Annotated in this window: 21 protein-coding genes; 10 read left to right on the plus strand and 11 right to left on the minus strand. The window is 65.9% G+C overall.

All coding sequences use genetic code 11. From position 1 onward, the window contains the following. Positions 1-19 precede the first annotated feature (19 nt). From AADJ02_RS16830 to AADJ02_RS16855, 6 genes are all read right to left on the minus strand, one after another. Positions 20-1,489, minus strand: coding sequence for a mannitol dehydrogenase family protein (locus AADJ02_RS16830; RefSeq protein ID WP_341214165.1), 1,470 nt, complete (start codon positions 1,487-1,489; stop codon positions 20-22). A gap of 31 nt (positions 1,490-1,520) precedes the next feature. Next, a complete protein-coding gene (locus AADJ02_RS16835; RefSeq protein WP_341214166.1) occupies positions 1,521-2,294 on the minus strand; it encodes an L-iditol 2-dehydrogenase in 774 nt (257 codons plus the stop codon). Next, positions 2,291-3,295: an ABC transporter ATP-binding protein gene (locus AADJ02_RS16840; protein WP_341214167.1), complete on the minus strand. Its 1,005-nt coding sequence runs from the start codon at positions 3,293-3,295 to the stop codon at positions 2,291-2,293. The genes AADJ02_RS16835 and AADJ02_RS16840 overlap by 4 nt, the downstream gene beginning before the upstream one ends. Before the next feature lie 11 nt (positions 3,296-3,306). Then, on the minus strand, positions 3,307-4,137 hold the full coding sequence (locus AADJ02_RS16845) for a carbohydrate ABC transporter permease (protein WP_341214168.1): 831 nt from the start codon (positions 4,135-4,137) through the stop codon (positions 3,307-3,309). Positions 4,138-4,220: 83 nt separating this feature from the next. Beyond that, the gene (locus AADJ02_RS16850) at positions 4,221-5,093 is read right to left on the minus strand and encodes a sugar ABC transporter permease (RefSeq protein WP_341214169.1); all 873 of its coding nucleotides are present in this window, start codon (positions 5,091-5,093) and stop codon (positions 4,221-4,223) included. Between the two features lie 177 nt (positions 5,094-5,270). Beyond that, entirely contained in the window at positions 5,271-6,581 is a 1,311-nt protein-coding gene (locus AADJ02_RS16855) for a sugar ABC transporter substrate-binding protein (RefSeq protein ID WP_341214170.1), read from the minus strand. 210 nt (positions 6,582-6,791) lie between these two features. Between AADJ02_RS16855 and AADJ02_RS16860 the strand changes: the two genes are divergently transcribed. The 6 genes from AADJ02_RS16860 (at position 6,792) to AADJ02_RS16885 (ending at position 12,940) form a co-directional block, all read left to right on the plus strand. Next, complete coding sequence (locus AADJ02_RS16860) at positions 6,792-8,102, plus strand: hypothetical protein (RefSeq protein WP_341214171.1); 1,311 nt, start codon at positions 6,792-6,794, stop codon at positions 8,100-8,102. Continuing rightward, on the plus strand, positions 8,099-8,854 hold the full coding sequence (locus tag AADJ02_RS16865) for a hypothetical protein (protein WP_341214172.1): 756 nt from the start codon (positions 8,099-8,101) through the stop codon (positions 8,852-8,854). Before AADJ02_RS16860 ends, AADJ02_RS16865 begins: the two co-directional genes overlap by 4 nt. Before the next feature lie 57 nt (positions 8,855-8,911). Further along, positions 8,912-9,949 (plus strand): alanine racemase, encoded by a 1,038-nt coding sequence (gene alr, locus AADJ02_RS16870; RefSeq protein WP_341214173.1) that lies wholly within the window; start codon positions 8,912-8,914, stop codon positions 9,947-9,949. Between the two features lie 137 nt (positions 9,950-10,086). Continuing rightward, positions 10,087-10,872: a DNA repair protein gene (locus tag AADJ02_RS16875; protein WP_341214174.1), complete on the plus strand. Its 786-nt coding sequence runs from the start codon at positions 10,087-10,089 to the stop codon at positions 10,870-10,872. 107 nt (positions 10,873-10,979) lie between these two features. Continuing rightward, positions 10,980-12,371 (plus strand): DNA repair protein RadA, encoded by a 1,392-nt coding sequence (gene radA / locus AADJ02_RS16880; protein ID WP_341214175.1) that lies wholly within the window; start codon positions 10,980-10,982, stop codon positions 12,369-12,371. 8 nt (positions 12,372-12,379) lie between these two features. Continuing rightward, positions 12,380-12,940, plus strand: coding sequence for a CvpA family protein (locus AADJ02_RS16885; RefSeq protein WP_341214176.1), 561 nt, complete (start codon positions 12,380-12,382; stop codon positions 12,938-12,940). A gap of 2 nt (positions 12,941-12,942) precedes the next feature. Here AADJ02_RS16885 and AADJ02_RS16890 read toward each other — a convergent pair whose 3' ends face one another. From AADJ02_RS16890 to AADJ02_RS16900, 3 genes are read right to left on the minus strand one after another with little or no spacing between them, the layout of a single operon-like run. Next, the gene (locus AADJ02_RS16890; RefSeq protein WP_341214177.1) at positions 12,943-13,038 is read right to left on the minus strand and encodes a DUF2474 domain-containing protein; all 96 of its coding nucleotides are present in this window, start codon (positions 13,036-13,038) and stop codon (positions 12,943-12,945) included. Next, complete coding sequence (gene cydB / locus AADJ02_RS16895; protein ID WP_341214178.1) at positions 13,038-14,057, minus strand: cytochrome d ubiquinol oxidase subunit II; 1,020 nt, start codon at positions 14,055-14,057, stop codon at positions 13,038-13,040. Before cydB ends, AADJ02_RS16890 begins: the two co-directional genes overlap by 1 nt. Next, positions 14,057-15,493 carry a cytochrome ubiquinol oxidase subunit I gene (locus tag AADJ02_RS16900; protein WP_341214179.1) on the minus strand — a complete coding sequence of 479 codons (1,437 nt, stop codon included), beginning with the start codon at positions 15,491-15,493 and terminating at the stop codon, positions 14,057-14,059. The genes cydB and AADJ02_RS16900 overlap by 1 nt, the downstream gene beginning before the upstream one ends. A 278-nt stretch (positions 15,494-15,771) precedes the next feature. Between AADJ02_RS16900 and purF the strand changes: the two genes are divergently transcribed. After that, entirely contained in the window at positions 15,772-17,235 is a 1,464-nt protein-coding gene (purF, locus tag AADJ02_RS16905) for an amidophosphoribosyltransferase (RefSeq protein ID WP_341214180.1), read from the plus strand. Positions 17,236-17,245: 10 nt separating this feature from the next. On the opposite strand, the gene AADJ02_RS16910 is transcribed toward purF, so the two are convergent. Together AADJ02_RS16910 and AADJ02_RS16915 are read right to left on the minus strand one after the other, a co-directional pair. Then, a complete protein-coding gene (locus AADJ02_RS16910; protein ID WP_341214181.1) occupies positions 17,246-17,770 on the minus strand; it encodes a VOC family protein in 525 nt (174 codons plus the stop codon). Positions 17,771-17,850: 80 nt separating this feature from the next. Continuing rightward, entirely contained in the window at positions 17,851-18,423 is a 573-nt protein-coding gene (locus AADJ02_RS16915) for a biotin transporter BioY (RefSeq protein WP_341214182.1), read from the minus strand. Positions 18,424-18,535: 112 nt separating this feature from the next. Here AADJ02_RS16915 and AADJ02_RS16920 point away from each other — a divergent pair, with 112 nt between their 5' ends. From AADJ02_RS16920 to AADJ02_RS16930, 3 genes are all read left to right on the plus strand, one after another. Beyond that, positions 18,536-19,135: a hypothetical protein gene (locus tag AADJ02_RS16920; RefSeq protein ID WP_341214183.1), complete on the plus strand. Its 600-nt coding sequence runs from the start codon at positions 18,536-18,538 to the stop codon at positions 19,133-19,135. Next, a complete protein-coding gene (locus AADJ02_RS16925; protein ID WP_341214184.1) occupies positions 19,132-19,785 on the plus strand; it encodes an SDR family oxidoreductase in 654 nt (217 codons plus the stop codon). Before AADJ02_RS16920 ends, AADJ02_RS16925 begins: the two co-directional genes overlap by 4 nt. A 133-nt stretch (positions 19,786-19,918) precedes the next feature. Then, the coding region (locus AADJ02_RS16930) for a 5'/3'-nucleotidase SurE (protein ID WP_341214185.1) at positions 19,919-20,160 on the plus strand (242 nt) is incomplete at its 3' end.

The raw sequence follows: 20,160 nt of genomic DNA on the forward strand, positions 1-20,160 counted from the left end.
CAACCGGCCGTCGGGAGTCTCAGCCGCGCGCGTAGCGCTCGAGCGTGGCAGCGACGCCATCGGTCCAGAGCGACTTGATCTGCCGCGCGAAGGCGTCGGCGAAGGCGGGCTGCGCGCCCAGATCACCGAACACCGTGGCGTTGGACAGGAACGCCTGCGGATCATCCTTGGCCGCGAGGGCGCGGCGCTTGAGATCCTCGGCGTTGTCGTCGTTGGGCGCGATCGCCTCACCCGCCTCGTTCGTGCCCGCGCAGTAGCGGCACCACAGCGCCACTTCGAGCGCGAGCCCGTCGATGGCCTGCCCCTTGGACAGCGCATCGCGGATCACCGGCAGCACGAATTTCGGCTGGCGGTTCGTGCCGTCGAAGCACAGCCGCGGGATCGTGTCGCCGATCTCGGGGTTGGAGAAGCGCTCCTCGACCTTGCGGCGATAGGCTCCGAAATCCACACCTTCGATCGGCTCCAGCGTCGGGATGATCTCGCGCGTCTCCAGCGCCTCGAGCCAGGCCTTGATGCGCGGATCGGCCATGGCGTCATGCACGAAGTGATGCCCGAGCAGCGCCGAGGGATAGGCGATGGCCGCATGGCCACCGTTGAGGATGCGCAGCTTCATCAGCTCATAGGGTGCGACATCCGCGACGAACTCGGCACCGACATCTTCAAGCTTCGGGCGGCCCTGCGGGAAGTTGTCTTCGAGCACCCACTGCCGGAACGGCTCGCAGGCGACCGGCACCGCATCGACCAAGTCGAAGCGGTCCTTGACCAGAGCGCGTTCACGGTCCGAGGTCGCGGGCGTGATGCAATCGACCATGGAGTTCGGGAACGCGACGTTGGCCTCGACCCAAGCCGCGAAATCGGCGTCCGAGAGCTTGGCCAGACCGATCACCGTCTGCTTGGCCACGTGCCCGTTCTCGGGCAGGTTGTCACAGGACATCACGGTGAAGGGGGCTGCCCCCGCCTCGCGCCGACGCTTGAGCGCCAGGAGGATCATGCCGAAGGCGGTCTTCGGCGCATCGGGATGCTCGGCGTCGTGTTGAATGTCGGGGTGCGCCGCGTCGAAACCATCGGTCTTGGCGTCGACGAACCAGCCGCCCTCGGTCACCGTGAGCGACACGATGCGGATCGCCGGATCGCTCATCCGGGCGACAAGCTTGGCCGCGTCGATTTCGGTGAACTCGATCATCGCGCCGGTGACGCGGGCCGAAAGACCGGCGGGGTCGAGCTCGACCACCGTGGTGAGAAAGTCCTGCTTTTCCAGCGCGTCGCGCATCCGGGCGTCGCCCGCCCGCACGCCCGCGCCGCTGATCGCCCAGTCGTGGTCCGCGCCGGTCGAGAACAGCCGGTCAAGATAAACCGCCATGTGGGCGCGGTGAAAGTTGCCGACACCGATATGCACGATGCCCGCCGAAAGACCGGCGCGGTCGTATCCCGGCCCCTCGACGCCTTCGGGGAGGCGCGCGAGAGCTGCGGCGTTGAGATCAATGGCCATTGTCAGCCTCCTGTAGGGATGGGACGAGCCGTCAGCTCATCCATTGGCCGCCGTCGACGTTATACGTCTGCGACACGATGTAGTCGGACTCCGGGGACGCGAGAAACACGGCCATGCCGGTCAGGTCGTCGGGGGTGGCAAAGCGGCCCGCTGGCACACCTGCGGCGACCTCGGCCTTCTTCTGGCCCGGTGCCTTGCCTTCGAGCTTGGCGAACATGGAGTCCACATGTTCCCAATGCGCGCCATCGACCACACCGGGGGCGATGGCGTTGACGTTGATACCGTGCTTGATCAGGTTCAGGCCTGCCGACTGCGTCATCGAAATGACGGCGGCCTTGGTCGAGCAATAGACCAGCACGAGACTTTCGCCGCGTCGACCGGCTTGCGACGCCATGTTGATGATCTTGCCGCCGTGACCTTGGGCGATCATCTGCCGTGCGGCAGCCTGCATGGTGAACAGCGTGCCCGCGACGTTGACGGCGTAGAGTTTGTCAAAGCTTTCGCGGGTGATGTCGACCGTCTCGGCGGCATCGAAGAGCGCCGCGTTGTTGATAAGAATGTCGATCTTGCCCGCGGTCTCGACGACCTGCGCGATGGCGGCGTCGATGCTGTCCTGACGGCTCACGTCCATCTGTACCGCATAGGCCCCATCGCCGACCTCGCTGGCGGCGGCCTGTGCCGCCTCCAGGTTGATGTCGGCGATGGCAACCCGCGCGCCTTCGGCCACATAGGCTCTGGCAAAGGCCAGACCGATGCCGCGCGCGGCTCCGGTGACCATCGCGGATTTTCCGGCGAGCCGGTTCATGCGATCCGGAGCCCCTGCGCGTCGAAGCGGTGGATCTTGTCGGCCTGCGGGGTGAGGTAGACGGTGTCGCCGTGGTGCAGGCCGACCTCGCCACCGGCGCGGATGGTGAGGGTTTCACCAAGGCCCGTGTCGTGCACGTGGAAGAAGGTATCCGAGCCCAGATGCTCGGCCACGCCGATGCGGCCCTTCCAGGCACCATCGGTGGGCGAGACGTCGATGTGCTCGGGGCGGATGCCGATGGTGGTGGCGTCGTGCTTGCCGGCCTCCGCGCCCTCGATCAGGTTCATCTTGGGGCTACCGATGAAGCCCGCGACGAAGGTGTTGCGCGGTGCCTTGTAGAGCTCGAGGGGCGAGCCCACCTGCTCGATGTTGCCGGCGCGCAGCACCACGATCTTGTCGGCCATGGTCATGGCCTCGACCTGGTCGTGGGTGACGTAGATCATCGTCGTGTCGAGCTTCTTGTGCAGCTCCGAGATCTCCATCCGCATGCCGACGCGCAGCGCCGCATCGAGGTTCGACAAAGGCTCGTCGAACAGGAAGGCCGCCGGTTCGCGGACGATGGCGCGGCCGATCGCGACCCGCTGGCGCTGGCCGCCCGAGAGCTGGCCGGGGCGACGATCAAGGTAGTCGGTGAGGTTGAGCGCGCGCGCCGCGTTGTCGATGCGCCGCTTCTGCTCGTCCTCGGGCATGCCGGCCATCTTCATCGGGAAGGCGATGTTCTTGCGCACCGACATGTGCGGGTAGAGCGCGTAGCTTTGGAACACCATCGCCAGGCCGCGCTTGGCAGGCGGCAGGTCGGTTGCGGGCTTGCCGTCGATGCGGATCTCGCCTGCGGTGACGTCCTCGAGACCCGCGATCAGCCGCAGGAGCGTGGACTTGCCGCAGCCCGAGGGGCCGACGAAGACGACGAACTCGCCGTCGTTGATGGTGAGATCGAGAGGCGGGATGACCTGAACGTCGCCGAACTGCTTGGTCACCTTGTCGAGCGTGATGCGTCCCATTGGTGTCTTCCTTATTTCACTGCGCCGAAGGTGAGCCCGCGGACGAGCTGCTTCTGGCTGAACCAGCCGAGGATGAGGATCGGCGCGATGGCCATGGTCGAGGCGGCCGAGAGCTTGGCGTAGAACAGGCCTTCGGGGCTCGAGTAGCTGGCGATGAAGGCGGTGAGCGGCGCGGCCTTGGCCGCTGTGAGGTTGAGCGTCCAGAACGCCTCGTTCCACGCGAGGATGACGTTCAGGAGCAGCGTCGAGGCGATGCCCGGCACGGCCATCGGCGTCAGCACGTAGATGATTTCGTCACGCAGTGTGGCGCCGTCCATCCGCGAGGCTTCGAGGATCTCGCCGGGGATCTCCTTGAAGTAGGTGTAGAGCATCCAGACGATGATCGGCAGGTTGATCAGCGTCAGCACGATGACGAGGCCGATGCGGCTGTCGAGCAGGCCGAAGTCCCGGAAGATGAGATAGATCGGGATCAGCACGCCGACGGGCGGCAGCATCTTGGTCGAGAGCATCCACATCAGCACGTTCTTGGTGTGCTTGGAGGGGACGAAGGCCATCGACCAGGCGGCGGGGATCGCAATGATCAGCCCCAGCACGGTCGAGCCCAGCGAGATCACCACCGAGTTCCAGAAGTGCCGGAAGTAGTTCGAACGCTCCAGCACGGTGGAATAGTTCTCGGTCGTCCAGTTGAAGAACAGGAAGCTGGGGGGCGAGGAGATCGCCTCGGCCTCGGTCTTGAAGCTGGTGATGATGGTCCAAAGGATCGGGAAGAAGATCGCGAAACCGATGATCCAGGCGGCGATGGTATAGCCGGCCTTGCGGCGGGTGGAGACGGCACGGGCCATGTCAGGCGCTCCCTTCGTTCGGCATGCGGTGCTGCGGGCGGGGGGTGCGCGGGGTCAGGCCCCGCGCGGCGAAGGTGTCATGCTCAGGCATCGAGGTTCTTTCCGATCATCCGCATCAGGAAGACCGCGACGATGTTGGCGAGGATGATGGCGACCACGCCCCCGGCGGATCCGCCGCCCACGTCGAAGTTCAGCAAGCTGCGGGCATAGACGAGGTAGGTGAGGTTGGTGGAGGCCACACCCGGTCCGCCGTTGGTGGTCACGAGGATCTCGGCGAAGACCGACAGCAGAAAGATCGTCTGGATCAGGATCACCACGGTCACGGCGCGGCTCAGGTGCGGCAAGGTGATGTACCAAAAGCGCGAGAGCGGCGATGCCCCGTCCATCTCGGCGGCTTCCATCTGCTCAGAGTCGAGCGACTGGATCGCGGTGAGCAGGATCAGCGTGGCGAAGGGCAGCCACTGCCAGGCGACGATGCCAATGATCGAGGCCAGTGGTGCGTGGGTCAAGAAGTCGAAGGGTTGCAACCCGACCGCCTTGGAGAACTCCGCGAAGAGCCCCGAGACCGGGTTCATGAACATGTTCTTCCACACCAGCGCCGACACGGTGGGCATCACGAAGAAGGGCGCGATCACGAGGATACGCACGATCCCCTGCCCCCAAATCGGCTGATCCAGAAGGATCGCCAATAGGATGCCGCCGACCACGGTGACGATCAGCACGCCGCCGACGAGCAGCAGCGTGTTGATCAGCGCGGTGAAGAAGGCCGGATTGTTGAAGAAGAGCTTGTAGTTGAGAAAGCCCACGAAGCGCTCGGTCCCCGGCATCAGCAGGTTGTAGCGCAACAGCGAGAAATACACCGTCAGGACCAGCGGCACGATCATCCAGATCAGCAGCAGCCCGACTGCGGGCGATATCATGATCCGCGCGGCGGAGCGGGAGTGTTGAGTGGCCATCGGTCTCTCCGATTGTCAGGACGGGCGGCGGCGCGCAGACCCGTCGGCCCGGTGGCATGACGCAACCGGATGGGACGGCGGGCGGCGGCCCGTGGCGATGGTGGTGAGGGGGCGGTCGTTAAGGGGGGCGGTGGGGCCGGCCGGGAGGGTCCGGCCCCACCTGTTGTCAGGCAGAGGTTACTGACCGTAACCCGCAGCCTGCATCTCTTGGGCGGTCAGGTCCTGAGCGGCCGCGAGGGCCTCGTCGGCGGACATCTGACCGGCAAGCGCTGCCGACATCTGCTGACCCACAGCGGTAGCGATGCCCTGGAACTCGGGGATCGCGACGAACTGCACGCCGGTGTAGGGCACAGGGTCCACGGTCGGGTTGTTCGGATCGGCCGCGTTGATGCTCTCGAGGGTCATCTTGGCGAAGGGTGCCGCGTCCAGATACTCCTGGTTCTCATAGAGCGAGGTGCGGGTGCCCGGCGGCACGTTGGCCCAGCCTTCTTTCTCGGCGACCAGAGCGGCGTATTCCTTGGAGGTCGCCCAGGCCACGAAGGTCTTGGCGGCATCTTCGGCGTCGGTGCCGGCCGGGATGGCGAGGCTCCAGGCCCAGAGCCAGTTGCCGCGCTTGCCCAGACCGTTGTCGGGGGCCAAAGCGAAGCCGACCTTGTCGGCCACGGTGCTGTCGTCACCGGTCACGAAGGAAGCGGCGACGGTGGCGTCGATCCACATGCCGCACTTGCCTTGCTGGAACAGGGCGAGGTTCTCGTTGAAGCCGTTGTTCGCGGCACCCGGGGGGCCGTATTCGTTCAGCAGCATCAGGTAGTCGTCGAGCGTTGCCTTCCACTCGGGGCTGTCAAACTGCGGCGTCCAGTTCTCGTCGAACCAGCGCGCGCCATAGCTGTTGGACATGGCGGTCAGGAAGGCCATGTTCTCGCCCCAGCCGGCCTTGCCGCGCAGGCAGATACCGTAGACCTCATTGTCCTTGTCGGTCATCGCCGCAGCGGCTTCCTTGATGAACTCCCAAGTGGGCGCATCAGGCATCTCGAGGCCGGCCTCTTCGATCAGGTCGGTGCGGTACATGACCATCGAGCTTTCGCCGTAGAACGGCGCGGCATAGAGCGATCCGTCGATCGACAGGCCGCCGGCGATGGCGGGCAGGATGTCCTCGGCGTCGTAGTCCTCGGGGAGGTCGTCGAGAGCCACGAGCCAATCCTGCTTTGCCCAGATCGGAACCTCGTAGGTGCCGATGGTCATCACGTCGTACTGGCCGCCTTTGGTGGCGATGTCGGTGGTCACGCGCTGACGCAGCACGTTCTCTTCGAGGGTAACCCAATCGAGCTCGATGTCGGGGTGCTTCTCGGTGAAGTCCGAAGCGAGCTCCTGCATGCGGATCATGTCGCCGTTGTTCACGGTCGCGATGGTCAGCGTCTCGGCCTGCGCGATGGCTGCCATGCCGCAAAGGGCGGTGGCCCCCATGAGGGCGCGGGTAGTGTTAGTCATGTCTCTCCTCCCAAAGTCCGCCAGGGCAATTGCCTAGCTGATGAGCAATTACTCACCCATATATTGAGTCGTGTCAAGAGGAACGCATGACAGCATTGCATCCCACGCATGGTTAATGACTGGTTACTGCCCGTGAAGTGATGCGCGGCGGGCTTCGCATCCCGGGGTTTGTGCCATAGGTTTCAGGGGCATCAAGAAAGGCCGGGGCGCATGGACGAGACGATGGAAACGAGCCGGATAGAGGCGCGCGGTCTGCGTCAATCGCGTGAAATCGAAGCCCATCTCGCCTGGCTCGACAGCTTTACAGGCACCGCCTTGGGCGTCTTGTCGGTGGCGAGCGGCATTTACACCTATCTCGGCGTATCCTCCCTGCTCGACGACACCGGCGCGCTCTCGGTTTTCGCGGCCATGGCCTATTCGATCGCCGTCTCGGTCGGCATCTTCGTCTTCTGGTCCTACATGCTGCGGCTTCTGCCCGCCGTGCGCTCGGCCGCCTCGCGGATCGGGCTGCTGGCCTCCATGGGCTTGGGATCGTTGGCCATCGTCGCGATGTCATCATGGCTCAACGCCGCCGCCCTCGCAGGTGCCGCTGCGGTGGAGCAGCATCTGGCGACCACAGTGCAGGACTATCAGGGCGCTCTGGAGCGGGCGAACATCATCGCCGTCTCGGCCCAAGGGCTCGGGCGCGACGTAGCGCGCGTGCGCACCAGCTTCGAGGATCTGGGAGAGCAGGAGGCCTCGGGCGGGCTGTCGGGCTTTGCCGGGCGCGGCGCGGTGTTCCGGCTGCTGCGTCAGAAATCGGACGAACTCACCGCGCTGGAGGCGCAGATCGCTAGCCAGCAGCCGCTGCTCGATGCGGCCTTCGCCGAAGGCAACGCGACGCTGAGCCGGATGCGCGCGCTAACCGTGGCCCCCGGCCCGGTCGAGACGCGCGCGGTCGAATTTTCGGAAGAGGCCGTGCGCCTCGCGGGGGTCATCACGACGCTGCGCCAGCTTTCGGTGGCCCCCTTGGTCGCCCGCGCCGCGCGCGATCTATCGGCCTCGGTGGTGCTGCCACAGCTCGACGGCGGCGACGATGCGGCGCGCTCGGGCCAACAGGCGACGATCGACTCGGTCCTGACGGTTCTGGGCCAGCGGGCCCAGACGCTCGGGTCGGCTGCCGAGGCCGTGATCGCCATGCCGCCTCCGCCTGACACCACCTATACGCCGATCTCCGCCGCCGACGCGGTGATCCTCTATGCGCGCAATTTCGTCCCCTCTTGGGCAGGCGCCATCGCCATCGACCTGCTGCCGGCGGTGCTGGTGCTGATCGTGTCGGTGGCGCAGGCGGCGGTGCGTTCGGGGCGCGAAGGCGTGGCGGTCGAGGATCAGATGACGCTGGCCGAACTGCGCGGCGCGCTGATCGCACTGCGAGAGATCGAGGCCATAACACCCGCCGCGCCAATCGACGCACTGCGTGAGGCGCCCGACGAGACGGCACCTTCTTCAAGACCCGTCGACCTTGCCCGGCCTGCCGAATGACGGGCCCGCGTCGCTGGCTCATCGCGGTGTTGACAGCCGAGGTGGCGATCGGCGCGCTGCTGTTTGGCGGCGATCTCGCGCGCGCCCTGCCGCGCATCGCCTGGCCCTCGTCCGCACCGCAGCTGACCGAACCGGTGCAGCCGGGCGATCAGACCCGCCGGTTTCGCCCCGATCGCCTACCTTCTCGCGACCGACCCGACGGCACGCCGCTGCCCGACACCGCCGATATGCCGGACCGGTTGCGGATCGAACCGGTCGAGGGCGGCATCACGCTGCGGGGCCGGATTGCACTGGGGGATGCCGCGCGGCTGACGGCCGCGCTCGATCTGGCCGATCCGTCCCCAGCCACCGCTTGGCTCGACAGCCCCGGCGGTTCGGTCGCCGACGCGTTGGAGATCGGGCGCAGGCTGCGGGTCGACGGCATCGACACCGCGATCAAGGCCGAGGCAGTCTGTCTCTCGGCCTGCCCTTACCTTCTCGCGGGCGGAACCGCGCGGCGCGTGGCCGAGGGCGCTTGGGTCGGCGTGCATCAGCACTACTTCGAGCAGAACACCGCCCTGCCCGCCATCTTTGCTGTCGAGGACATCCAGCGCGGACAGGGCGAGGTGATGGAATACCTGATCGAGATGGACATCGACCCGGCCCTGATGCGCCACGCGCTCGCCACACCCCCCGACGAGATCTACCTGCTGTTGCCCGAGGAGTTGGAGCGCTACGGGCTGAGCACGCCCCCACCCGATCCCGCCGGTTGAGCACCGCGCCCGCCCGTCCCTCTTGACGCGGCGCGTCCGCCTGTCACAAGGCACGCCATGAGCACTGGCGCCCTTACCATCGACCTCGACGCGCTCGCCGCCAACTGGCAGGCGCTTGATTCCATGACCGTCTGCGAAACAGGCGCGGTCGTCAAAGCCGATGGCTATGGCCTCGGCGCACCGCGGGTCGCGCGCAGGCTGGCGCAGGCCGGGGCTCGGCGCTTCTTCGTCGCGGTGGCCGAGGAAGGCGCTGTGCTGCGCCGCGCGCTTGGCCCCGAGCCCGAAATCTATGTCTTTTCGGGGCATATGGAGGGCGACACCCGCAAGCTCGCCGGTGCCGCGCTGATCCCGATGCTGAATTCAATCGAGCAGCTTGCCCGGCACCTCGAGGCCCTGCCCGGCCACGCCTTCGGCATCCAGCTCGACACCGGCATGAACCGGCTAGGGTTCGAGTGGGCCGACTGGTCCGAGGCCGCGGGCATCGCGCTCGATCACGATCCGCTCTGGCTTACCAGTCATCTCGCCTGTGCCGACGAGCCCGACCACGGGATGAACGGCTACCAGCTCGACATCTTCCGGCAGATGACCGACGGGCTCGGCGTGCCACGCTCGCTGTCGGCGACGGGCGGCATTCTGCTCGGATCCGATTATCACTTTGATCTGACCCGGCCTGGCATCGGTCTCTATGGCGGGCACCCCTTCGATGCCGCACAGCCCGTGGTCCGGCTCGATCTGCCGGTGGTGCAGTGCCGCGACCTCATGGAAGGCGAAGTCGTCGGCTATGGCAATTCGTGGCAGGCCGAGCGCCCGAGCCGCATCGCGACGCTGTCTGGCGGCTATGCCGACGGGCTGCTGCGCGCGCTATCGGGAAAGGCCATCTTTCATCACGGCGACAGGCCCTGCCCGCTCGTGGGCCGCGTGTCGATGGACCTGATCACGGTCGACATCACCGACCTGGGGTCGGACCCTGATTTCCTGACCCTTCTGGGCCCGGCGCAGGGCGTCGACGCGCTGGCACGGGCGGCCGGAACCATCGGCTACGAGATCCTCACGTCGCTGGGATCGCGCTACGCACGGCTCGATAATCTGGGCTGATCCTGCCCAGATGTTGCGATCTGTTCACATATGACGACAATACGATCACAATTCTTGGTGATCACGCGGTTTCAGGAACCGGCGGAGACCCGCCGAGGTTATGGTGGAAACTGACACATCCGTGCCGGAGACCGCCCGTGACACAGACCAACCCTTCCGCCTTTGCTACCCGCGCCATGCAGATGATCGCGATGATGACGCTGGCTATTGCCGCCACCGCCGCTGCCGCTGCAACCATCGCTGCGGCGCTGGGGTATCTGCCTTGGCTCGAACTTACCGCCCGATTCGGTGAGACCTCTCTGCCTTGGGCCGGAATGGCGCTGCAGATCTTTCTGACCGTCCTCCTCGTCACACTGGTGTTCTTCCTGCCCTCAGCGGGTCGCGTTCTGGCGCTCGAGCACAGCCACCGCCATTTTCGTATCTCCATGGATGATGTGGCCCGCGCCTATCATGTTGCCCATACCGCCGATCGGGCGGGTGTCTTCACGATGTCGTCCGAGTTCGATGCCGTGCGCGAGCGTCTGGCCTTCCTGCGTGATCATCCCGATCTCGGCCACCTCGAGCATGACGTGATGGAAGTCGCGGCGCAGATGGGCGAACAGTCCCGCGATCTTGCCGATATCTACTCGGACGAAAAGGTGTCCCGGGCCCGCAAATTTCTGGCTCAGCGACAAGAAGATGCCGAGCGCCAGCAGGAGCGGATCATCGAGGCGCTTCATGTGTGCCGCGAGATGAAGCGTTGGGCCGATCAGGTCGAGCTTGAGGAAAGCGTCGTGGCCAGCCAGCTTGCGCAACTCGACGACCAGCTTCAGACCATGCTGCCAGAGCTGGGCTTCGAAGCGCCGCGCCGCGCGGAGGCGACCGATGCCGTGATGCCCGATGACGCGCCTAAGGTCGTCAACATGAAGCCCGCCGCCGAATAAGTCGGTCACCGGCGTTGGGTGTGTCGTAAACGCAAGGTGAACATTCAAGGCCCGGCGCATCGCGTCGGGCCATTGCTCGTGTGCCTCGGATCGGCGAAAAGACCTGCATGGCCAAGGATCTCAATTACGTTTGCACTGAATGCGGCGCGACCCATTCGAAATGGTCGGGGCGCTGCGACGCCTGCGGCGCATGGAACACCATTCAGGAAGAAGCACCTCTGACCACCGGTCCCGGTGCCAAGGCAATCGGCGCGCATCGCGGTCGCAAGGTGGTGCTGACCGACCTTGCCTCCACACCCGAAGCCCCGCCCCGCACGATGTCCGGCGTCGCCGAGCTCGACCGGGTGTTGGGCGGCGGTCTCGTGGCGGCCTCGGCACTGCTTGTGGGCGGCGATCCTGGCATTGGAAAATCGACGCTGCTTTTGCAGGCCGCGGCTCGCTTTGGACGTAACGGGCTCAAGGTCATCTATGTCACGGGTGAGGAATCGGCGGCACAGGTTCAGATGCGCGCCCAGCGTCTTGGCCTGACCGACAGCCCGGTGACGCTGGCGGCGGAAACCAACCTGCGCGACATCCTGACGACGCTTGATGCCGAGCGCCCCGACCTCGTGATCATCGACTCGATCCAGACCATGTGGTCCGATAAGGTCGAAGCCGCGCCCGGTTCGGTCAGCCAGGTTCGCACCGCCGCGCATGAGTTGACGACATTCGCCAAGACCCGCGGCATCGCCGTGATCATGGTGGGCCATGTCACCAAGGAAGGCACGCTCGCGGGCCCCCGCGTGGTCGAGCACATGGTCGATTGCGTGCTCTATTTCGAAGGCGAACGCGGCCATCAGTTCCGGATCCTGCGCGCCCACAAGAACCGCTTCGGCCCCGCCGATGAGATCGGCGTGTTCGAGATGACCGGCAAGGGTCTCGCCGAAGTCAAGAATCCCTCGGCGCTGTTCTTGTCCGAGCGCGACACGGCGACTCCCGGTTCGGTGGTCTTCGCGGGCATCGAAGGCACGCGGCCGATCCTATGCGAGATTCAGGCCCTCGTCTCGCCCGCCCAGCCCGGTCAGACCCGACGCTCCGTCGTTGGCTGGGATGGCGGGCGGCTGGCGATGATCCTCGCGGTGCTCGAAAGCCGTTGCGGGGTCTCCTTTGCCGGGCTCGATGTCTATCTCAACGTCGCGGGCGGGCTGCGGATCAGCGAACCCGCCGCCGATCTGGCCGTTGCGGCGGCGCTGATCAGCGCGCGCGAGGACGCATCCTTGCCGGTCGATTGCGCGATCTTCGGCGAGATTTCTCTCTCCGGGGCGGTGCGACCGGTGGCGCAGACCGAAAACAGGTTGAAAGAAGCCGCAAAACTTGGTTTCACGCAGGCCATCCTGCCACAGCGCCCCAAGCGCCGCGCCGGGGCGGAAACGGCGGCCGGGCTGGATCTGCGCGAAATGCGCGACCTGCCGGGATTCGTCGACACGGTGTTCGGTCTGGCGCCCGGCGAACGGGAATAAGGGTTCTCATGGAAAGTTTCACGATCATCGACGGCATCGTCGCGCTCATCGTCGTGGTGTCGGCGCTTCTCGCCTACTCCCGCGGTCTGGTGCGCGAGGCTCTGGCCATCGCGGGCTGGATCGGCGCGACCATTCTCGCCTTCATCTTCGCCGATCAGGTGCGCCCGCTGGTGCGCCAGATCCCCGTGGTGGGCGACTTCATCGGCGACAGCTGCGAATTGTCGATCATCGCCGCCTTCGCGGTGGTCTTTGCCATCGCGCTGGTGCTGTTCTCGATCTTCACCCCGGTGTTCTCGGGCGCGGTGCAGCGCTCGGCACTGGGTGGCATCGATCAGGGCTTGGGCTTTCTCTTCGGTGTGGCGCGTGGAGTCCTGCTCGTGGCCGTGGGCTTCTTCGTCTACGAGGTGATCCTCTCGGCGCAGCAGATCCCGATGGTCGAGAACAGCCGTGCGGCGGCCGTGTTCGGCCAGCTCACCGAAAACTTCACGACCGAAGAGCCGCAGGCGGCGCTCGCTTGGGTGACTCTGCAGTACGAACAGCTCGTCGGCCTGTGCGGCACCCCCGCGTAAACTCAGAGCAATACGGCGCGGATGGCATAGGCCACCGCGCCGATTACGGCCACACCCATGGCCCAGAGCGCCACGAACCACACGATCCTTCTCAGCATCAGTGATAGCCCTTTTCGGGGTCGAGTTTGCCGCGAAACACCCAGTAGGCGTAGCCGGTGTAGGCAAGGATGATCGGCACCAGAACGATGGCACCGACGAACATGAAGAGCTGGCTCTTGGCGGGGGCCGCCGCCTCCCAGATGGTGATGTCTTGCGGGATCGCCAGCGGCCAGATCGAAATCCCGAGACCCAGGAAGCACAGCGCGAAAAGCGCCAGCCCTAGAAGAAACGGCCGCATATCGCGCCCATGCGCGAAGAGCGAGCGCGCCAGCAGCAGCGCTATCCCCGCGATCAGGATCGGCACCGGCGCCGTGAGCGCGATCTGCGGCCAGCCGAACCAGCGCGCGGCATAGCCTGCCCCGAGAAACGGCGTGGCAAGGCTCACCGCCGCGATCCCCACGAGCGTCGCCACGAAGAAGGCGCGCGCCATGACCCGGACCCGATGCTGGATGTCGCCCTCAAGCTTCATGTTGAGCCAGCAGGCCCCCAGAAAGGCGTAGCCCGCAACCACAGCAAGTCCGCACAGCACCGAGAACGGCGACAGCCAATCCCACCAGCCCCCGGCATAGGCCCGCCCCTCGACCTCGATGCCCTGCAAGAACGCGCCCAGGATGATGCCTTGGGCCATCGCCGCCGTGACAGAGCCGCCGATGAAGGCCGCGTCCCATGCGCGCTTCGACAGGCGCGAGGTCGCGCGCCAGCGATATTCGAACGCAACGCCCCGGAAGATCAACGCCAGCAACATCGCGATGATCGCCGGATACACGGCGGGCATGATGATCGCATAGGCCATGGGAAAGGCGGCGAAGAGCCCGCCGCCCCCCAACACCAACCATGTCTCGTTGCCGTCCCAGACCGGGGCGACCGAGTTCATCATGATGTCTCGGTCCTCTTTCTTGCGAAAGAACGGGTAGAGGATGCCGATCCCGAGATCGAAGCCATCGAGCACGACATAGACGAAGACCGAAAATGCCAGCAGCAGGGCCCAGGCGATAGTGAGGTCGATGGAATAGAACATCAGCTGGTCTCCGGTGCGATATCACGGCCGCTTTCGCGCATCTGCCGGTCGGGGGTGATGCCGGTGCTCCGGATCGGGCCCGGCTCCACCCGTACGCCGCGCTCGCCCAGCGCCGGGGCGTGGTGCATCAGCTTGAGGATATAGGCCACGCCCGCGCCGAAGACGATGAAGTAGATCACCACGAAGGCGATGAGCGATGTTCCGACCGCGCTGGCCCCCAGCGGCGAATGCGCTTCTGCGGTGCGCAGGGCGCCATAGACAACATAAGGCTGGCGGCCGACCTCGGTGGTGATCCAGCCCGCGAGGACGGCGATCAGCCCTGAAGGCCCCATCACCAGCGCGGCGCGATGCAGCCACTTGGCATCGTAAAGCCGCCCCCGGAACCGCGCCCAGAGCGAGAAGACCCCGACGCCCAGCATCGCAAAGCCCAAGCCCACCATGATGCGGAATGACCAGAACACGATCGCCACTGGCGGCTGATCCTCGCGCGGGATGGTGTCGAGGCCGTCGAGCGGCGCGTCTAGATGGTGCTTGAGGATCAGCGACGACAGTTTCGGAATGCCGATAGCGTATTTCAGCTCCTGCGCCTCCTGATCTGGAATGCCGAAGAGATACAGCGGCGCGCCCTCGGGGTGGCTTTCGAAATGTCCCTCCATCGCCATGACCTTGGCGGGCTGGTGCTCGAGCGTGTTGAGGCCATGCGCATCGCCGAGAAAAATCTGGATTGGCGCGACGATGGCCGCCATCCACATCGCCATCGAGAACATGGTGCGCACGCCGGGATTCTTGCGCTCTCCACGCAGCAGGTGCCATGCCCCCACGCCGCCGACGATGAAGGCGGTGGTGAGATAGGCCGCCGTCAACGTATGCGCGAGGCGGTAGGGGAAGGACGGGTTGAAGATGATCGCCCACCAGTCCTCCGGCACGAACTGCCCGTTCTCGGCGATGGAATAGCCCTGCGGCGTCTGCATCCATGAGTTCACCGACAGGATCCAAGTGGCCGAGATTGCGGTGCCGACGGCCACCATCAGGCAGGCGAACATGTGCAGCCCGGGACCGACCTTGTCGCGCCCGAAGATCATGATGCCCAAGAACCCGGCTTCGAGGAAGAAGGCCGTCAGCACCTCATAGGCCATGAGCGGCCCGATCACCGGTCCGGCCTTGTCGGAGAACACCGACCAGTTGGTGCCGAACTGGTAGGACATGGTGATGCCCGACACGACGCCCATGGCAAAGCAGATCGCGAAGATCTTCAGCCAGTACTTGAACAGCCGCAGGTAGGCCTCGTCCCCGCGCCACAGATACAGCGCGTTGAGCACGGCCAGAAAACTCGCCAATCCGATCGAGACCGCCGGAAAGATGAAGTGGAAGGCGACGGTGAAGCCGAACTGCATCCGCGCCAGAGTGACCGCGTCGAAACCGAGAAAGGTGTCCATGGGGCGAGTTCCTTGTGCCTGCCCCTGACTTAGGGACAGGGCGGGCAGAGGCAACGCGACATCATGCCATTCGGGCCGGACGCGACAACGTGCCTCGCGGCAGCAAAGGCCGGTGCGGGCGCGACAACGTGACCACGGGACGCCCGCTTTGCCTTGCAAGGCGGCGCGCGACAGGGCATTGGGCGACCCGACGGAAAGGATGACGTCATCCTTTCGTGACACTCGGACGCGGAGGCCGTAAACGGTCCTCGCAACGCACCGGATTCGGAGCCAGCCAGATGCGCGATTTTCCCGCCCACCCCTTCGACGACGACAAGCTCAAGGAGGAATGCGGCGTGTTCGGCGTCATCGGCGTCTCTGACGCCGCGAACTTCCTCGCCCTTGGCCTGCACGCCCTGCAGCACCGTGGTCAGGAAGCCGCCGGCATGGTCACCCATGACCCCGAAGCCGGGTTCTGCTCGGCCCGCCGCATGGGCTATGTCCGCGACAACTTCACCTCGCGCGAGGTTCTTGAGACCTTGCCCGGCACGCTCGGGATCGGCCATGTCCGTTACTCGACCTCCGGCCACAAGGGCCAGACCGCGATCCGCGACGTGCAGCCCTTCTTCGGCGAATTCTCGATGGGCGGTGCCGCCGTCGCCCACAACGGCAACCTTACCAATGCCACGGCGCTGCGCCGCGAGCTGATCGAGCGCGGCTCGATCTTCCAGTCGTCCTCGGACACCGAATGCATCATCCACCTGATGGCGCGCTCGATGGGCCGGTCGATCCCTGATCGCATGGAAGAGGCGCTGCGCAAGTGCGAAGGCGCCTTCTCGATCGTCGCGATGACTCGCACCAAGCTGATCGGCTGCCGCGACCCGCTGGGCGTGCGCCCGCTGGTGCTGGGCAAGCTGGGCGATGGCTGGGTTCTGTCGTCCGAGACCTGCGCGCTCGACATCGTCGGCGCCGAACTGGTGCGCGAGATCGAGCCGGGCGAGATGGTTGTCATTACCACCAACGGCGTCGAGAGCAACTTCCCGTTCAAGAGCCGCGCCTCGCGCTTCTGCCTGTTCGAACACGTCTATTTCTCGCGCCCCGACAGCATCCTGGGCGGTCGCTCGGTCTATGAGACGCGCCGCCAGATCGGCATCGAGCTGGCCCGCGAGGCCCCGGTCGACGCCGATCTCGTCTGCCCGGTGCCCGACAGCGGCACCCCCGCCGCGATCGGCTTCAGCCACGAAAGCGGCATCCCCTACGGCATGGGGATCATTCGCAACCAGTACATGGGACGGACCTTCATCGAGCCCTCCGAGCAGATCCGCAACATGGGCGTGCGGCTCAAGCTCAACGTCAACCGCGCGCTCATTCGCGGCAAGCGGGTGATCCTCGTCGACGACTCGGTGGTGCGCGGCACCACTTCGCGCAAGATCAAGGAGATGATCCTCGACGCAGGCGCGGCCGAGGTCCACTTCCGCATCGCCTCCCCGCCGACCGCCTGGCCTTGCTTTTACGGCGTCGACACGCCCGAGCGCGAGAAGCTGCTGGCGAGCCACATGAGCGAGGAGGAGATGCGCCGGCATCTTGATGTCGACAGCCTGAAGTTCATCACGCTCGATGGCCTCTACCGAGCGGCGGGCGTGGCCGAAGGCCGTGATCCCAAAGCGCCGCGCTATTGCGATGCCTGTTTCTCGGGCGACTACCCGGTCTTGCCCGCGGACATGATCGAGAAGGGCTTCCAGCTCAAGACCGCGGCGGAATAAGCGGCTCGGATCAGTCCTCGGTCGGCCCCTCCCAAGGGGCCGGCTCGTCCGCGGTGGACCGATCCCGCGCGTCATCCGCGAACGCGGCCTCAAGCCCGGCGATGTCCACTTTGCCCATCTCCATGAAGGCTTGCGCGACCCGGCCCGCCGCGTCCCGGTCCGCCTCCGCGAGCAGCCGCGGCACGGCCCGTGGCAGGATTTGCCATGACAGGCCGAACCGATCGCGCAGCCAGCCGCAGCGCCCGCCCTCACCGCCTTGCGACACCAGCGCCGACCAAAGCCTGTCGACCTCGGCCTGATCGTTTGCCAGCACCGAAATCGGCACCGCTTCGGTCAGGCGCAGATGCGGCCCGGCGTTGAGAGCGACATAGCCGATGCCGCCCAGCGTGAACTCGACCACGCTTGCATGCTGATCGACTTCGGATCGGCGAACACGGTCGATCCGGCTATCGGGCAGCAACGATATATAAAACTGCGCCGCCTCTTCCCCCTGCGTATAGAACCACAAGCAGATCCTCTGTTTTTCCGGTGTCATCAGCGTCCCTTCCCGTCCCGTAGGACAGGTAGGGCACATGAGCGTCAGGTCTTCCCTTGGTACCGAATCCCACCGATGGGTCAGCCCTGTCGACGGCCCAACCATGACCAGATCGCGCGCGCGCCGAGGATGGCCAGCGTCGTTTTCACGACCTTGCCGACAAGGAAGGGCACGGCCCCGGTCATCACCGCTTCGCCCAATGTCAGCGGCGTGCGCGCAGCGAGCCAGATCACGCCCGGCACCAAGAGCGCCAGAGACGGCAGATAGACCGCGAGAAAGAGCCAGCCGAAGCCGTCCCGCCCCCACCGCTGCACGAGCCATGCCGTCAACCATGCCATCCCGACGAACCCCCACAGATACCCTGCGGTGGGACCGTAAAGTGCCGCGATACCGCTGCCGCCACCGGCAAAGAACGGCAGCCCGGCCGCGCCGAGTGCGAGATAGACAAGCAGTACACTCGCCGCGAGGAGGGGCGCGCAGAGCAGCCCGACGAGCGAGACGGCGAGCGTCTGAAGCGACATCGGCACCGGATACATCGGCACGTCGATCTGTGCGCCCAAGCCCACGAGGAACGCCCCCCCGAGAACAAAGCCGATCGTCGCGATGGCCCCCTGTCCCGGCAAGCTGCGCGTCGCACCGGATGTCCGAGACATGTTCCGTCTCCTCCTGATCAGGACATTGGGGGGCATACTCCGGCTTTCCTCGCCCTTCGGTCAACGCCGAAGCTCTTGCCGGGCCGGGGATAATACTTCAAATGCAGGCCATATGACCGACCCGCGGCCCCCCATTGGCGCGTCCGAGCGCCCAGATCGCATCCTCGTGCTGTGCACCGGGCGCTGCGGTTCGACGACGCTCGCGCAGGCCTGCGGACACTTCGGCAATTGGAGCGTCGCCCATGAAAGCCGCAGCCACCTTACCGGGGCGGCACGGCTGGAGTTCCCACCGCGACATATCGAGATCGACAACCGGCTGAGCTGGTTCTTGGGGCGCATCGAGCGGGATCTGGGCGACAGCGCGGGCTATGTGCACCTGCTGCGCGATCCCGAAGAGGTGGCCCGGAGCTTTGCGCGCCGATCGGGTCAGGGCATCCTGCGCGCCTACCGCCAGGACATCCTGACCCACACGCGCTGGCGCGAGCCCAAGTCGACCCTCATCGAACAATGCCGGGACCATGTCGACACGGTCACCGCCAACATCGAGGCCTTTCTGGCCACCCGGCGCCACAAGCTGACGATCCGGCTCGAAAGCATCGAGCGCGATTTCGACCGCCTGTGCGACTGGATCGGCGCGCAGGGCGATCTCGACGCCGCGCGCGCCGAGCTGGCACGCCGTCACAACGCATCCACGGGAGACCCTGCGGCATGACCGAGACCACCTTGCCCGTTCTGATCACCGGCGCCAGCCGCGGCCTTGGCGCGGCACTTGCCGAAGCCCTCGCACCGGGTCGGCACATCATCGCCGTCGGCCGCACCACCGGTGCGCTCGAAGAACTCGACGACCGCATCCGCGCCGCGGGCGGTCAGGCCACGCTGGCGCCTATGGACATCACCGTGCCAGAGGCGATGCAGCAGCTTTGCCGTTCGATCCATGACCGCTGGGGCGGTATCGGGCTCTGGGTCCATGCCGCCATCCACGCAGGCCCCCTCGCGCCTGCGCCGCATCTGGCGGACAAGGACCTCGATCGCTCCATCGCGGTGAACCTGCGCGCCACGGCGCGGCTCGTCTCCTATGTGGCGCCCCTTCTGGGCCAGACCGGGCGCGCCGTGTTCTTCGACGACCCCGTGGGTGGCGAGAAGTTCTTTGGCCATTATGGCACCACCAAAGCCGCGCAGATGGCGCTCGTACGCTCGTGGCAGGCCGAGTCCGTCAAGACCGGGCCAAAGGTGCGCATTCTGTCCCCGCGGCCCATGCCCACCGCGACCCGCGCTCGGTTCTATCCGGGTGAGGACCGCGCGGCACTCAGCGACATCCGCGATGAAGCGGCGCGCCTTTTGCCCGAGATACTCGAAGCCTGAGACGCCTGCGCGGCCCCGGCCCGTCACCGGTTCATCCCCGCAAGGCTGGACGCGGCAGCGCCCGGCGCCGTCCCCCGCCGGAACGCTTGCCGCCTCCCTGCCGCTCCCGTAACAAGGGGCCAAAGGGGGCCGCATGCGCATTCTCATCACCAATGACGACGGTATCAACGCACCGGGCCTCAAGGTGCTCGAAGAGATCGCCGCCGAAATCGCGGGGCCGTCGGGCGAGGTCTGGGTCGTGGCCCCCGCCTTCGAGCAATCGGGCGTGGCGCACTGCATCTCCTACACCCATCCGACGATGATCGCCGAGCTTGGCCCCCGTTTTTTTTTTAATGATACGGCGACCACCGAGATCTACACTCTTTCCCTACACGA

The organism is uncultured Limimaricola sp. (genome assembly GCF_964022235.1).
GTDB lineage: Bacteria > Pseudomonadota > Alphaproteobacteria > Rhodobacterales > Rhodobacteraceae > Limimaricola.